Raw genomic sequence first — 13,634 nt, 5'->3', positions numbered from 1 at the left:
GCTCCAGTCCCCTTAAGACTGCAAGACGTCAGTTAAACGCTCTAAGCGACCGCGGATACTACCGTCAATGACGAGGTCTCCAGCACGAATGATCACTCCAGCAATAACAGACTTATCAATTTTGCAATTCAGCTTAACTTTGCGTGACAGACGTTTTTCCATCGCTGCAGAAATTTTAGCTGACTGCTGTTCACTCAACTCGTTTGCAGAAAGTACATCAACTTCAATCGTTGATTCCAGAGCATCACGTAATTGAATAAATTGCGTTAATACTTCTGGTAGCGTAGTTAAACGCCCATTATCTGCCATAACACGAATCAAGTTTTGAACATGCTCGTCAATTTCATCTCCACAAACAGAGATAAACGTTTTAGCTAATGTTTCTGGTGCAATAGAACCAGAAAGCAGCTCACCAACCTGTTCATTACGCGACACCATTGAGATGAAGCCCAGCATATTCTGCCATTTTTCAACAGATTGGTTTTCCACAGCAAAGTCAAAAGCTGCTTTGGCGTAGGGGCGAGCTACAGTAGCAATTTCAGACATGCCCCTCCCTCCTTACAGTTCAGCGACTAGTTTATCAACGATGTCGCTGTTAGCAGCTTCATCCACGGAACGTTCAATGATCTTCTCGGCACCTGCGATAGCAAGCATCGCAACCTGTTTACGTAACTCTTCACGTGCACGTTTACGCTCAGCATCAATTTCAGCTTGCGCTTGTGCGACGATTTTTGCACGTTCTGCTTCTGCTTCTGCTTTTGCTTCATCAATCATTTGAGTGCGTTGTTTATTCGCTTGCTCAATGATGACTTGTGCTTCAGCTTTCGCTTTTTTCAGTCGGTCGGTTGCGTCGGTTTGCGCCAGTTCCAGGTTCTTTTTAGCACGTTCTGCGGAAGATAAACCGTCAGCAATTTCTTTTTGACGTTTTTCAATGGCCGCCATAATCGGTGGCCATACATACTTCATACAGAACCAAACAAACAGGACAAACGCGATAGCCTGGCCGAGGATTGTTGCATTTAGATTCACAGACAATACCTCTTATTCATTAGTGAATTAATGTTCTTAAAGTGTTCCGTAACGTTAATTAAGCAACAGCGAACATTACATACAAGCCCAGACCAACAGCAATCATCGGAATAGCATCGACCAGACCCATTACGATAAAGAACTGTGTACGCAGCAGAGGAATTAAATCTGGCTGACGAGCAGCACCTTCTAAAAATTTACCACCTAGGATGCCGATACCGATCGCAGCACCGATCGCCGCTAAGCCCATCATCACAGCGGCAGCCATGTACAGCAGATCCATACTCAGGTTTTCCATGACAGTCTCCAGTTTGTTTCAGTTAATACAATTATTGATAATTAAATTAGTGCTCTTCAGATGCCATCGACAGATAGACAACAGTCAGAACCATAAAAATAAAGGCTTGTAGCGTAATAATCAGTATGTGGAAGATAGCCCAAGGTAGGCTTAACAACCACTGTGACCACCACGGAAGCAGAGCCGCGATAAGAATAAAGATCAATTCACCTGCATACATGTTACCAAACAGTCGCAGACCGAGTGATACAGGTTTTGACAGCAGGCTTACCCCTTCAAGAATCAAGTTAACAGGAATAAAAACAGGATGGTTGAAAGGCTGCATAGTGAGCTCTTTCGTAAATCCGCCAATTCCTTTCATCTTAATACTGTAAAAGAGGATTAGGATAAACACACCAATAGCCATCGATAAGGTGACACTAACATCAGCGGTTGGTACTGCACGTAATGCAGGTAACCCGAGATAATGCTCAGCAATATACGGAAGGAAATCAATTGGGAGTAAATCCATCAGGTTCATTAAGAATACCCAGACGAACACAGTTAATGCTAAAGGAGCAATAACTTTGCTCTTCCCGTGATACATATCACGGACTGAGTTATCAACGAAACCAATGATCAGTTCTATTGCAGTCTGTAACTTACCGGGTACGCCACTAGTCGCATTGGCTGCAACTCTTCTAAATAGCCACAGGAACAAAGCCCCGAGAACTACTGAGAAAAAAAGCGAGTCAATGTTCAACGTCCAAAATGTTGGACTAGCGTGGGGATCGACCAACTTAAAGGTACTCAGGTCCAACTGAAGGTTTCTCAGATGGTGGCCTATGTAATCCTCTGTAGTCATCACTTCTCCTGATGCAGACATGATGCCTCTTACCCTTTTGTAGTTTAAAAATACTTACCGTTTAAAAACGGCTGGTGCAACAATCTGAACAATTAGCACCGCTAAATAGGTCAAACCCAGTGGTGTTAATGACGCTTTGAACACACCGAAAGCAACAACTAAAACAACGATAGTTGTAACAACCTTTAGCCCTGCTCCTAATGCTAAGAACCAGGCAATGCGGACAGGTTCATCCTCTTCCTTTGCTTTCTGAAATTGTGCTAGCAGCATAAATACGATATTTGGTAACCAGCATGCTAACCCACCAGCAAGAGCAGAGGCCCCCCATTCTATACTATTTGCACAGAAAGCCCCACTGAGGATCACTAAAGTTATAAACTGAACAGACAACTGCTTTGCAGCATGCTTGTTGTCATAAAGGGATACAGACATAACTTTTTTGATACTCCCAGCTCTTCTCAGCCTCAGAAACGCTAAGTGTTGTATAAAACTGCCTTTGCTTAAATGTGTCAAGAGACAAAAACGAGCAAATTATACGGGCAGGCGAAATGAATTCAATCAGTAAGTAGCGAAAAGGTGAATAAATATTTAATTTTTTCGAGTTAGCGCAGAATTGTCGCAGTAATAATTAATAAATAGTTAATGATTTGCTACATACTTACAGTTAAACGTGATCAATATCACACTTCGTATTATTCGCTTTATTTATTCATTCAATTTTCTTCGTAAGAAAAAATAGAATTAATCTGTAAATCAAATAATTAAAGAATTCAATTTTTGAACAAAAAACTGCTGCTATAAAGCAAATATTTCAATATTAACTAACTATCAAGCTAAATCGATTAAGTAAAAATTGGCAATTAACCCTATATTTACTTTCAAAACGCTGTTTTGGAAACTTATTCGTTATTGCCGTGTAAACAGTACGTAAAATTCGAGTGTTAACTACCCCGTTAAAAATAATAATAGCCGTCAGTTTTTTAAACCTTCGGCTATCGCTCTAAATGATAAATTTTTTTGACGAGAAGCAACTTTATTTTATAGATATTTTAACTAAATGGCGTTGTTCATCAAGTTCAGGAACTTCCAGTTCAATGATTGATTCAACCTTAAACTGCTCAGGTAATGAGGTGATTTCGTCATTATGGATCATACCTTTGAGCGCATAAAAATGCCCTGTCGGGGAGGGTAAATGGTGACACCAGCTCAACATATCATCCAATGACGCGAAAGCTCGACTGATAACTCCATCAAAACCAGACCCAACTGGGTATTCTTCAACACGAGATTGAATAGGTTCGATATTCGTCAAACCAAGTTCGTGTTGAACCTGTTTTAAAAAGCGTATGCGCTTCCCTAAGCTGTCTAATAAAACAAAGTGGGACTCAGGTCGAACAATAGCTAAAGGAACCCCTGGTAAGCCAGGGCCTGTTCCTACATCGATAAACGTGGTCCCGTTGAGTTGACCGTTCACCACTATGCTATCCATAATATGGCGAATCAGCATCTGTTGCGGGTCACGTACAGAAGTTAGATTATAGGCTTTGTTCCATTTAACTAATAACTCAACGTAACCAATTAATTGCTGTTTTTGTTTATCTGTTAGGTTGATATCCGCTTTTGCTAACAATTGGTTAAGTTTTGATAATAAATCCATTTTTATGCGCTCCGGCGTAACATGCCTTGTTTTTTAAGCCAAACAAGTAAAATAGAGATTGCAGCCGGGGTAATACCTGAAATACGTGAAGCTTGGCCTATGGATGTTGGTTTATGGTCGTTCAGTTTAGCCATTACTTCGTTAGATAACCCTTTGACTTGTTTGTAATCAAGGTCAATAGGTAATATCGTGTTTTCATTCCGTAGCTGTCTTTCGATCTCTTCTTTTTGACGAGCGATATAACCTTCATATTTAACCTGTATTTCAACCTGATCGGCAGCTTGAGGATCATCAATACCTGGAGCAAAAAGGTTAAGTGAGGTTAACATTTTATAGGTCATTTCAGGGCGACGTAGTAAATCTTCCCCGTTAGCTTCTTTTGATATTGGTACCGTTAAAATTGCGTCGATTTCTGCATGGTTATCAGATTTTGGATGAACCCAAATATCTTTTAAGCGTTGACGCTCTTTTTCAATCAATTCAACTTTGTTATTAAAATGAGCCCAGCGAACGTCATCAACTAACCCTAGTTCACGCCCTTTTTCAGTTAAACGTAAATCTGCATTGTCTTCACGCAGCATCAAACGGTATTCTGCACGTGAAGTGAACATGCGGTAAGGTTCTTTAGTCCCCAAAGTACACAGGTCATCGACTAAAACCCCAATATAGGCTTGGTCACGACGAGGGAACCAACCTTCTAACCCAAAGGCATATTGTGCAGCATTAAGGCCTGCTAGTAGCCCTTGAGCACCAGCTTCTTCATAACCTGTTGTGCCATTAATTTGACCAGCAAAGAACAGGCCATTAATAAATTTACTTTCTAGAGTTTGTTTGAGATCTCTAGGGTCAAAGAAATCATACTCAATAGCATAACCAGGGCGAATGATCCTTGCATTTTCCATTCCTTTCATGGAATGAACTATTTGCATTTGGACATCAAATGGTAAGCTGGTGGATATACCATTTGGATAGATTTCGTTGCTGGTTAAGCCTTCGGGTTCTAAGAAGATCTGATGTGAGTCTTTGTCTGCAAAGCGCATCACTTTATCTTCGATCGATGGGCAATAACGCGGGCCTATACCTTCGATGATCCCTGCGTACATTGGGCTACGATCAAGGTTATTTCTGATCACATCATGGGTTTTTTCATTGGTGTAAGTGATGTAACAAGGCATCTGTTGTGGATGTTGATCCTGTGAGCCTAGGAATGAAAAAACAGGCATAGGATTATCACCTAGTTGTTGTGCTAACTGGGTGAAATCGATGGTTCTTGCATCAATACGTGGTGGAGTTCCCGTTTTTAAGCGGTTAACTCGTAATGGCAATTCCCTTAAACGTTGAGAAAGGGAAACTGATGGCGGGTCACCAGCACGACCACCACTGTAGTTTTCTAAACCTATATGAATTTTTCCATCAAGAAAAGTCCCTACCGTTAATACCACTGCTTTTGCTTTAAATTTTAAGCCCATGCGGGTAACAGCGCCTGTGACTTGATTATTTTCAACAATTAAGTCTTCAACAGGTTGTTGGAAAATCATTAAGTTTGGTTGATTTTCTAAAGCGGTTCTAACTGCTTGTCGATAAAGAACGCGGTCTGCTTGTGCACGAGTTGCACGTACTGCCGGCCCTTTACTGGCATTTAATGTTCTAAATTGAATGCCGGCTTTGTCAGTTGCAGTTGCCATTAAACCACCAAGGGCATCAATTTCTCTAACCAGATGTCCCTTACCGATCCCACCAATGGCTGGGTTGCAAGACATCTGGCCCAATGTATCAATATTGTGAGTCAGTAATAGGGTTTGACGCCCCATACGTGCAGCTGCCATTGCTGCTTCAGTACCGGCATGACCACCACCAATTACGATGACGTCAAATTGCTCTGGATAAAACATGTGTGAACCTTAAACGTTAGAAAATGCTGACTGTGCATTTGAGGAGAGGATTCTACTCAAGTTTTAGGAAGACACCAAGTTTTAGGTATCTCCCTTATATAGTATTAAGATCTTTTTATTTAAAGATCTCTTTATTAGATCTATTATTAGGATCGCTCGTTTCTGTGGATAAGTGGATTTTCACTTTAAAGATCATAAAAGTGTAAAGGATCATATACTGTGAATGATCCGTGATCCTATTGCGTATAAGCTGGGATCAAAAAGGTGACTTATACACAGGCAGTGGTCGACCTAAAACTTATACTATGGATAACTACCGGTTAATACCGTGATCTTCCCTGAGTTATCCACAGCTGACTGCTGGTTTAATAACCAAATCATAGTTCGTTTGCCCAAATTTTAACCCATTCCCCCGCGGGATCTTCAGGTATTTCGTGTTGCTGGACATCAATTTCAAAACATTCACCGATCCTTTTTGCCCCTTTTTCGCTTAATAACGAATCAAGTTTGTGGATCGCACCACAAAAAATGTCATACTCGGAACTACCGATCCCGACTGCACCAAATTTAACTTTACTTAGATCTGGGGATTCTTTTTGTATGCTTTCAAATAAAGGCTGAATGTTTTCTGGTAAATCACCTGCACCATGTGTAGAGCTAACCACCAGCCATAACCCTTCAAGTGTTAAGTCATCAAGACTAGGACCATGTTGAATTTCTGTTTCATAACCTAATTCGTCCAAAATCTCAGCCATATGCTCTGCAACATATTCCGCACTGCCCATTGTACTGCCACTTATTAAGGTTACTTTTGTCATGGTGATTCTCTTTCACGATAATTGCTGGCTATTGTACGCTGTGAATGAGCTGGGATCTACCTGTGGATAATGTGGTTATATAATTTTTTTTTCTAAGGGCTAATTGTTCGCAAGATTGGGTTCTGTAAGGAGATCAACGTTTCGGTGGATTGTATTTCATCAATCGTTTGAATTTTGTTGATAAGTACGTCTTGTAACGCATCAATTGACTTGCACATGACTTTGATAAAAATGCTGTATTGCCCAGTTGTGTAATAAACCTCAACCACTTCTTCTAAGGCATCCAGTTTTTTTAGTGCTGTTGGGTAATCTTTAGCACTTTTTAAAATGATGCCAATAAAACAGCAGACATCAAAACCTAACCGTTTTGGGCTGATATCGATACGAGTTCCTTGAATGATTCCAGCTTGCTTCATTTTCTCTACGCGAACATGAATTGTACCTGGGCTAACAGAGAATTTTTTTGCTAATTCCGCATATGGTGTACGTGCATTTCCCATTAATTCGTGAAGTATGTCACGATCGAGATTATCGATTTGATAATTTTCAGGCATTATTTCACCTCCATTTTAACGATTATTCATTTTTATACCCTTTTTTTTGATTAAAATAAACGCCAATGGCTTTTTTTAATGAAGTATATTGAATTTATACCTCGTTTTGTTGCTTAATCTATACATCAGCTAATACAGCAATCAAATTATGGGTACAAAATTATGGACAAGTCATTCATCGAACATCAGCAACAAATTAGTTTTGTTAAATCATATTTCTCACGTTTACTCGAAAAGGAATTAGGCTTAATTGAGGTTCAAGGCCCAATCCTGAGCCGTTTAGGTGATGGTACACAAGATAACTTATCCGGTAGTGAAAAAGCCGTTCAAGTAAAAGTGAAATCAATTCCAGGTGCAACCTTCGAAGTCGTTCACTCATTGGCTAAATGGAAACGTAAAACGCTCGGTCGTTTTGGTTTTAGTAAAGGCCAAGGTTTATATACACATATGAAAGCGTTGCGTCCGGACGAGGATCGCTTAACCCCTATCCACTCTGTCTATGTTGATCAGTGGGATTGGGAAAAAGTGATGGCAGATGAGGAGCGTACTCTTCCTTATCTGAAACAGACAGTGGGTAAAATCTATAAGGCAATAAAAGAAACAGAAGCTGCCGTAAGTAAAGAATTTGGTTTGGCACCGTTCCTGCCAGACCAAATTCACTTTATCCACAGTGAAGAGTTACTACAGCGTTACCCTGACTTAGACGCTAAAGGTCGTGAGCGCGCTATCGCGAAAGAACTGGGTGCTGTATTCTTGATTGGTATTGGCGGTAAGTTATCGAGCGGTGAATCACATGATGTACGTGCACCAGACTATGATGACTGGACGACAAAAAATGAAGATGGTTTTTGTGGTTTAAACGGTGACATCATTGTATGGAACCCAGTATTACAAGATGCTTTTGAGCTGTCCTCTATGGGTATTCGTGTAAGTCCTGAGTGCTTGACATACCAATTAGGCCTGACAAATGATGAAAAGCGTATGGAATTAGAGTGGCATCAAGCGTTAGTGAAAGGTGAAATGCCGCAAACTATTGGGGGTGGCATTGGTCAATCACGTTTAGTGATGTTGCTTCTGCAACGTCAACACATTGGCCAAGTACAATGTGGCGTGTGGGGCGAAGAAATGCAAGAGTCAGTTGAAGGTATGCTGTAATTAGCGATTAAAGCGGCGTAGTAGCCTGCTTTTTAACCCAGTATCAAAGCGCCAAATATGGTCAAAAATTTTCATGATGCTGGGTTTCCCATAATTTGATACGGATACCGCATGGAAGCGGTATTTCCCCATCTTCTGCATTGATTTAATCTTCTGAATTAATTCATCGGGCAAACGTTGAGCCACAAAATCAGAAATTACCACTGCATCTGCATCAGCCCACTGTTTTGACTCCAATTTTATTGCTGTTTCTTGCAAACAAGCGGCGAGATCGGTCCCACCTTTAAAGGTCTGATGTAAAAAACGAATACATTGATCTAAGCCATCGGCAGATAATAAATCGTAGTGCACTATTTCTGTGGAGAATAACATGACATGGCATGACCGGTTATCTGCCAGCGCAATTTTCATCAGGGCAAGGCAAAAGGCTTTGGCACATCGTTCATTTAACCCCCCCATTGAACCAGAGGTATCGATACATACAACGAATGGTCCTCTTGGTTGCTCTTCGTTATGATGATGTGTGATTGGCCGAAGTATTTTTCTTTCTTGCCAACTCTCACCTTGTAAACGATAAGTCAAAAGTTGTTTTTCAAGCAATTTGCGATAAAACTCAAACTCTATATCTTCAAGTCCTAACATGGCTAATTCCGCGGGTAATAACCGTAAAATATCATCGCTTTGATTTAAACCATTAACTTGTTCGGGGACAGTTTCAGGGACTTTTTCCATGATAGTCATTGGTTCAAGTATGACGCTATCATCTGGAATGGCTTGGGCTGTTTGGCTGCGCCCTAACAATTGGGCTATTTTTTCCAGTTCAGGTTGTTGGCGTAAAAACTCACTATAACGATTTAACAATTGGTCATTATAAGCTGAGGTCATATTGGCACCTTTGCTTAGATCCCATAAGCGGCCTGCTGCACGCTCATTTTCACCGAGTATATCTTCTAAATTTCCACTTAACGCTAGCCGACGCTGTAATTCCGCCAGCAACTGTTCTTTTTCTTGCTCCAACAGTTCTTTATGAAGAGTCGTAACTTGAAAAATTAAGCTAATACGCCATCTTTGGACAAACAGTGATTGTCTTGCACCACGGTTTTCTATTTTGCCACTCTGTAACTGATAAGCTTCACGATAAAAAGGGGAATCAAGTTGATGAAGCTTTTCAATTACAGTAGGGAGTTGGGTAAAAAAAGCATCAGTGGAAATTCCTAATGACTGGCGATACAACTCAAACTCTTCAGAAAGCTGTAAAGGGACGAGTGCATCTTTCATCCTTTGTTTGAGATCTTTTTTCCAACTGGATAAATCTTTTAGTAAGACTTTTTTCAAACGTGGGTGTTTTTCGAAAAATACGGCCAATTGTGGGGTAGCGAGAAGAGAAATAATGATCTCTTCAATTAATTGACCTTCATTAACCGAAAGTAGCATTTCGAGTGTGGCTAAACTCATCATAATTATTCAGCCACTTTACCCGTGATTTGGTTGCGTAGTTGGATGAGTCTCTCGGATACGTTAATAAAGCTTTGTTCTATATCTGCTATCCAATGGGGCTCGATAAATAAATTTGGTTGCTGTTTTTCAAATTGATAGCGAGCTGTTTGGATATCATTTTGAATTTTATCCAACTTATCTAACCATTCTTGGTTATTTATCGTAGGTATGTTACTTGCTGTTTTATCCTGTAGATATAAAGTCGATGATTGGTGACTCACATCTAATAATTGAATTTGGTTTAAATTATTAATCTCTGCGGCCAATTCTTGGGCAAAACCAATTCCGTTGAGGTGAGCTGATAACGTTGTTCCTTTATTTAAAAAGTTTATCAGGGATTTTTTATCCGTTGTCACAAAGGTGACTTTCATATTATGTAACTGCAATGGGCGATGTAAAAATAGCGTAATACGCCCTTCAGCAATATTCTCTGGGAGTACATATGAGGCTTTGCGAGCAAACATTGCATTGTTTTTATTTACTTTAAATGCGTCTTGGTTGTTTTGATCTTGGGTTGATGACATCCATTGTTGGTAAGTTAGCTCTATTTCGTGCATTAATTTACGTTGTTGCCAGCCATCCTCTTGCAGTAGAGATTGCAATAATTTAGGCAAGGTGTTAATGGATTGCATATCGTGCCATAGGCAATCTTTTAGTAGCACAATATCAAGGGGGGATACACTACTTCTACCATTGAAAAATGCACTTGCTTGCAGTAGATAAACCGCTTTTTTCCATCGCCTGTCAGAAACATAAACTTGCTTATCTGTTGCATCTAATTGTTGACGTAGTTGATAAATAAGCTCAAAACAGTGATCGGGTAGCGTAATTTTCGGTATTTCTTGTTGCCACTGTTGGTATTCTTCATCACTGATTTTTAAATGTTCAGGTACTTGTGCTTCATCTAAGGATGATTTTCCAGTTAGAAGTGCGCGGAAATTTTGTTTTTCTTGTAGTTTATCTAACCAAATACGCACTAACATACGGTCAAATAGTGCTTCTAGGCTACTATCTGCATCAGGAAGTTCATTAGAAGCGGTAACTAATAGCCGCATCGGAATACGTTTTTCTTCGTCACCATTACGAAACTTGCGTTCATTTACTGCCGTTAGCAAAGTATTTAAAATAGCGGGGCCGGCTTTCCAAATCTCATCAAGAAAGACAACTTCAGCATCAGGTAAATAGCCTTTAGTTAGCCGTTGGTAGCGCCCTTCATCTTTTAGTGCCTGTATTGATAGTGGGCCAAATATTTCTTCGGGAGTCGAAAAACGTGTCATTAAGTATTCAAACGCATTTGCATGGCGAAAAGCAAATTTCATTCGTCTCGCTATCAAGCTTTTTGCAATACCTGGAGGGCCTAAGAGAAAAACACTTTCCCCACTTAATGTGGCTAATAAACATAAACGAATAGCCTGCTGGCGTTCATATAAACCGCTTTCAAGGTAATTGCTAAGTTGAGCTATCCGTTCAGATAATTGCATCGATATTCCTTTCATTGAATAACAAAATTCAATAATGTTGTAGTTACGCTTAATTCTTAGGTTATCCGTCCTTTTATAAACAGTGCAATCAAATTTGTCATTTTTCTTTTGTGTTATTTGATTTAAATCGTGTGTAGCTGTATTAAGGCGAGAAAATCTTAATCGAAAGAGAGCTGATTTGAACTGGGTGGGCTCATGAGTATAAAACTATGAGCCCGCGCTGAGGATTAATAATTATTAATAAGGTGCATCTGGCGTGGTAACTCGAATTAATTTTTCATTCACAAACTCACGAATGCCCGCAAGTGATTGTTCTCGACCATAACCAGAAAGCTTAGTTCCACCGAAGGGGAGCTCAGGGGCAATTCCTGTCGTATGATTGATATAAACCATCCCTGTGACTATTTGGCGAGCCACTTTTATTGCTTCCGCTTCATTCTTACCAAAGACAGTTCCACCTAAACCGAATTCAGTCGCGTTAGCTAATTGAATGGCTTCATCTATATTTTTTACAGCATAAATACAAAGTACTGGGCCGAATATTTCTTCATGATAAGCTTTCATATTCGGTTTTATATCTGTCAATATTGTGGGTTGCATAAACGCCCCTTCACGATCTAATCGCTTACCGCCAAATACCAGTGTTGCTCCCTCTTTTACAGCCACTTCAACTTGATTAATAACGTCGTTTACTGCTCCTTCGCTACTTAATGGGGCGAGTTGCGTAGCTGGGTCCATTGGGTCACCCACAATAATTTTTTCATAGATTGCTTTTGCTTTTGCGATAAATTCTTTCGCAACGTTTTCTAATACAATAATACGTTTTGGTGAAACACAAACTTGCCCTGCATTCCATAGACGGCCAGCAGTCGCTGTCGCAACCGCACTATCAATATCTGCATCAGCTAGCACAATAAAAGCATCACTCCCTCCTAGCTCAAGTGTTGATTTTTTTATTACTTTGCTTGCTTCAGAGGCAAAATTGGAACCAGCAGGTTTACTTCCTGTTAAAGATACGGCTTTGACTCGTTCATCTGAAACAAGAGCTGAAACTTTTGAGCCAGGAATGAATAAATTGTTGTAAACGCCATCCGGTAGGCCTGCTTCAATAAATATTTTTTCCATTATTTCAGCGCATTGGGGAATATTTGAAGCATGCTTTAAAACAATGGTATTCCCTGCCATTAGATTAGCAGCAGCTGTTCGAGTTATTTGATAAAATGGAAAATTCCATGGTTGAACAGTCAGGAGTACCCCGATAGGTTCATAAGTTAAGAAGGCTTTTCCGTGTTTAACATCAATTTCTTTATCCGCTAATAAACGGCTTCCTTCATTCGCATAGTAGTCAAAAATATTTGCGCATAATTCGACTTCGCTTATCGATTCACTTAATAGTTTTCCCATTTCTGTTGTACAGATTTTTCCGAGAAGCTCTTTTTTATCTCGCATAGTTTTTGCTATGTTATGTAAAATTACTGCTCGCTCTGTAAATGAGCTTTTTTTCCAAGTCAGGTAGGCGTTATCTGCTTTGCTGAGTATTGTATCGACTTCCTCCGCACTCATTTCTTGATAAATCTTTTCTACTTTATTTGTTGCTGGATTAACTGATTTTATTGATGATGTCATATTCATTTTTTATTCCTTATCGCAACGGTTAAAGATAAATAATTCAACCTATCTTAAATTACATTTGATATGTCACCATAAAATGAGCTTAAAATGAATTTAAATGGCATTTTTTATCAAAAAATCTTTGTAAACAATTTTTAATTGTTTTTGAATGTTTTTTTTTATGTTTATTTATGAATCAATAGAAACGATTCAGCTTAAGCTATTCAATTAGTTATCATTTTTTATTTTTTTAACGCTAACGAAACGTTTCGATGTTGATCACAAATATTAACCATCAATATTGAGTTGTAACTCATCTTTACTATGATTACATGAGCGAAACGTTTCGCTTACTAGAATGGCGGTGAAAAATGAAAAAGGGTGTTTTACTTAATGCCAACGTGACCTCTGTAATTGCCAAGTTAGGTCATACGGACCAAATAACGCTTGCTGATGCTGGTTTGCCTATTTCTCAAGGAACTGAGCGCATTGATTTAGCCATTACTCAAGGCTTACCCGATTTCATGTCAGTTTTAAGTGTTATTACTCAAGAGATGCAAGTCGAAAAAGTCATTCTAGCTGAGGAAATTAGTACCAATAACCCACAAATGGAAGATGCTATTTTAGCTCACTTACAACAGCTAGAAGTCACTCAAAATAATACGATTGAAATTATCTATTGCAGCCATGAACGTTTTAAACAACTGACTCATGACAGTAAAGCGGTGATCCGCACCGGAGAATGTTCACCGTTCGCTAACATTATTCTTTGTTCTGGTGTGACTTTCTGAGGTGATT

At 39.5% G+C, this 13,634-nt stretch carries 14 protein-coding genes; 2 read left to right on the top strand and 12 right to left on the bottom strand.

What is annotated here, in order from left to right; translation table 11 throughout:
* Window positions 1-12 precede the first annotated feature (12 nt).
* The 9 genes from atpH to asnC form a co-directional block, all read right to left on the bottom strand.
* Window positions 13-546, bottom strand: a complete 534-nt coding sequence (gene atpH / locus M1F14_RS03105) for a F0F1 ATP synthase subunit delta (RefSeq protein WP_042846801.1) — start codon at window positions 544-546, stop codon at window positions 13-15.
* 12 nt (window positions 547-558) lie between these two features.
* The gene (gene atpF / locus M1F14_RS03100; RefSeq protein ID WP_042846802.1) at window positions 559-1,029 is read right to left on the bottom strand and encodes a F0F1 ATP synthase subunit B; all 471 of its coding nucleotides are present in this window, start codon (window positions 1,027-1,029) and stop codon (window positions 559-561) included.
* 58 nt (window positions 1,030-1,087) lie between these two features.
* Window positions 1,088-1,327: a F0F1 ATP synthase subunit C gene (gene atpE, locus M1F14_RS03095; protein WP_004093904.1), complete on the bottom strand. Its 240-nt coding sequence runs from the start codon at window positions 1,325-1,327 to the stop codon at window positions 1,088-1,090.
* A 46-nt stretch (window positions 1,328-1,373) separates the two neighbouring features.
* A complete protein-coding gene (gene atpB / locus M1F14_RS03090) occupies window positions 1,374-2,192 on the bottom strand; it encodes a F0F1 ATP synthase subunit A (protein ID WP_042846803.1) in 819 nt (272 codons plus the stop codon).
* A gap of 33 nt (window positions 2,193-2,225) precedes the next feature.
* Entirely contained in the window at window positions 2,226-2,603 is a 378-nt protein-coding gene (gene atpI, locus M1F14_RS03085) for a F0F1 ATP synthase subunit I (protein WP_042846804.1), read from the bottom strand.
* Between the two features lie 601 nt (window positions 2,604-3,204).
* Window positions 3,205-3,828 (bottom strand): 16S rRNA (guanine(527)-N(7))-methyltransferase RsmG, encoded by a 624-nt coding sequence (gene rsmG, locus M1F14_RS03080; RefSeq protein ID WP_042846805.1) that lies wholly within the window; start codon window positions 3,826-3,828, stop codon window positions 3,205-3,207.
* Window positions 3,829-3,830: 2 nt separating this feature from the next.
* Window positions 3,831-5,720 carry a tRNA uridine-5-carboxymethylaminomethyl(34) synthesis enzyme MnmG gene (gene mnmG / locus M1F14_RS03075; protein ID WP_042846806.1) on the bottom strand — a complete coding sequence of 630 codons (1,890 nt, stop codon included), beginning with the start codon at window positions 5,718-5,720 and terminating at the stop codon, window positions 3,831-3,833.
* 377 nt (window positions 5,721-6,097) lie between these two features.
* Complete coding sequence (gene mioC, locus M1F14_RS03070) at window positions 6,098-6,538, bottom strand: FMN-binding protein MioC (protein WP_042846807.1); 441 nt, start codon at window positions 6,536-6,538, stop codon at window positions 6,098-6,100.
* Window positions 6,539-6,630: 92 nt separating this feature from the next.
* Window positions 6,631-7,092, bottom strand: a complete 462-nt coding sequence (gene asnC, locus M1F14_RS03065) for a transcriptional regulator AsnC (RefSeq protein ID WP_042846808.1) — start codon at window positions 7,090-7,092, stop codon at window positions 6,631-6,633.
* 162 nt (window positions 7,093-7,254) lie between these two features.
* Between asnC and asnA the strand changes: the two genes are divergently transcribed.
* Window positions 7,255-8,247 carry an aspartate--ammonia ligase gene (gene asnA, locus M1F14_RS03060; RefSeq protein WP_042846809.1) on the top strand — a complete coding sequence of 331 codons (993 nt, stop codon included), beginning with the start codon at window positions 7,255-7,257 and terminating at the stop codon, window positions 8,245-8,247.
* Here asnA and viaA read toward each other — a convergent pair whose 3' ends face one another.
* The 3 genes from viaA to M1F14_RS03045 form a co-directional block, all read right to left on the bottom strand.
* The gene (gene viaA, locus M1F14_RS03055; RefSeq protein ID WP_181468911.1) at window positions 8,248-9,705 is read right to left on the bottom strand and encodes an ATPase RavA stimulator ViaA; all 1,458 of its coding nucleotides are present in this window, start codon (window positions 9,703-9,705) and stop codon (window positions 8,248-8,250) included. It abuts the gene before it with no gap.
* A gap of 2 nt (window positions 9,706-9,707) precedes the next feature.
* Window positions 9,708-11,225 (bottom strand): ATPase RavA, encoded by a 1,518-nt coding sequence (gene ravA, locus M1F14_RS03050; protein WP_181468912.1) that lies wholly within the window; start codon window positions 11,223-11,225, stop codon window positions 9,708-9,710.
* Window positions 11,226-11,462: 237 nt separating this feature from the next.
* Window positions 11,463-12,857, bottom strand: coding sequence for an NAD-dependent succinate-semialdehyde dehydrogenase (locus M1F14_RS03045; RefSeq protein WP_048605632.1), 1,395 nt, complete (start codon window positions 12,855-12,857; stop codon window positions 11,463-11,465).
* A 350-nt stretch (window positions 12,858-13,207) separates the two neighbouring features.
* Between M1F14_RS03045 and rbsD the strand changes: the two genes are divergently transcribed.
* Window positions 13,208-13,627 carry a D-ribose pyranase gene (rbsD, locus tag M1F14_RS03040; RefSeq protein ID WP_181468913.1) on the top strand — a complete coding sequence of 140 codons (420 nt, stop codon included), beginning with the start codon at window positions 13,208-13,210 and terminating at the stop codon, window positions 13,625-13,627.
* Window positions 13,628-13,634 lie beyond the last annotated feature (7 nt).

The sequence above is a fragment of the Providencia sp. PROV003 genome (genome assembly GCF_045040775.1).
Lineage (GTDB): Bacteria > Pseudomonadota > Gammaproteobacteria > Enterobacterales > Enterobacteriaceae > Providencia > Providencia huashanensis.
Note: the sequence above shows the minus strand (reverse complement) of the source record. Positions and strands in the feature narration are given on the sequence as shown.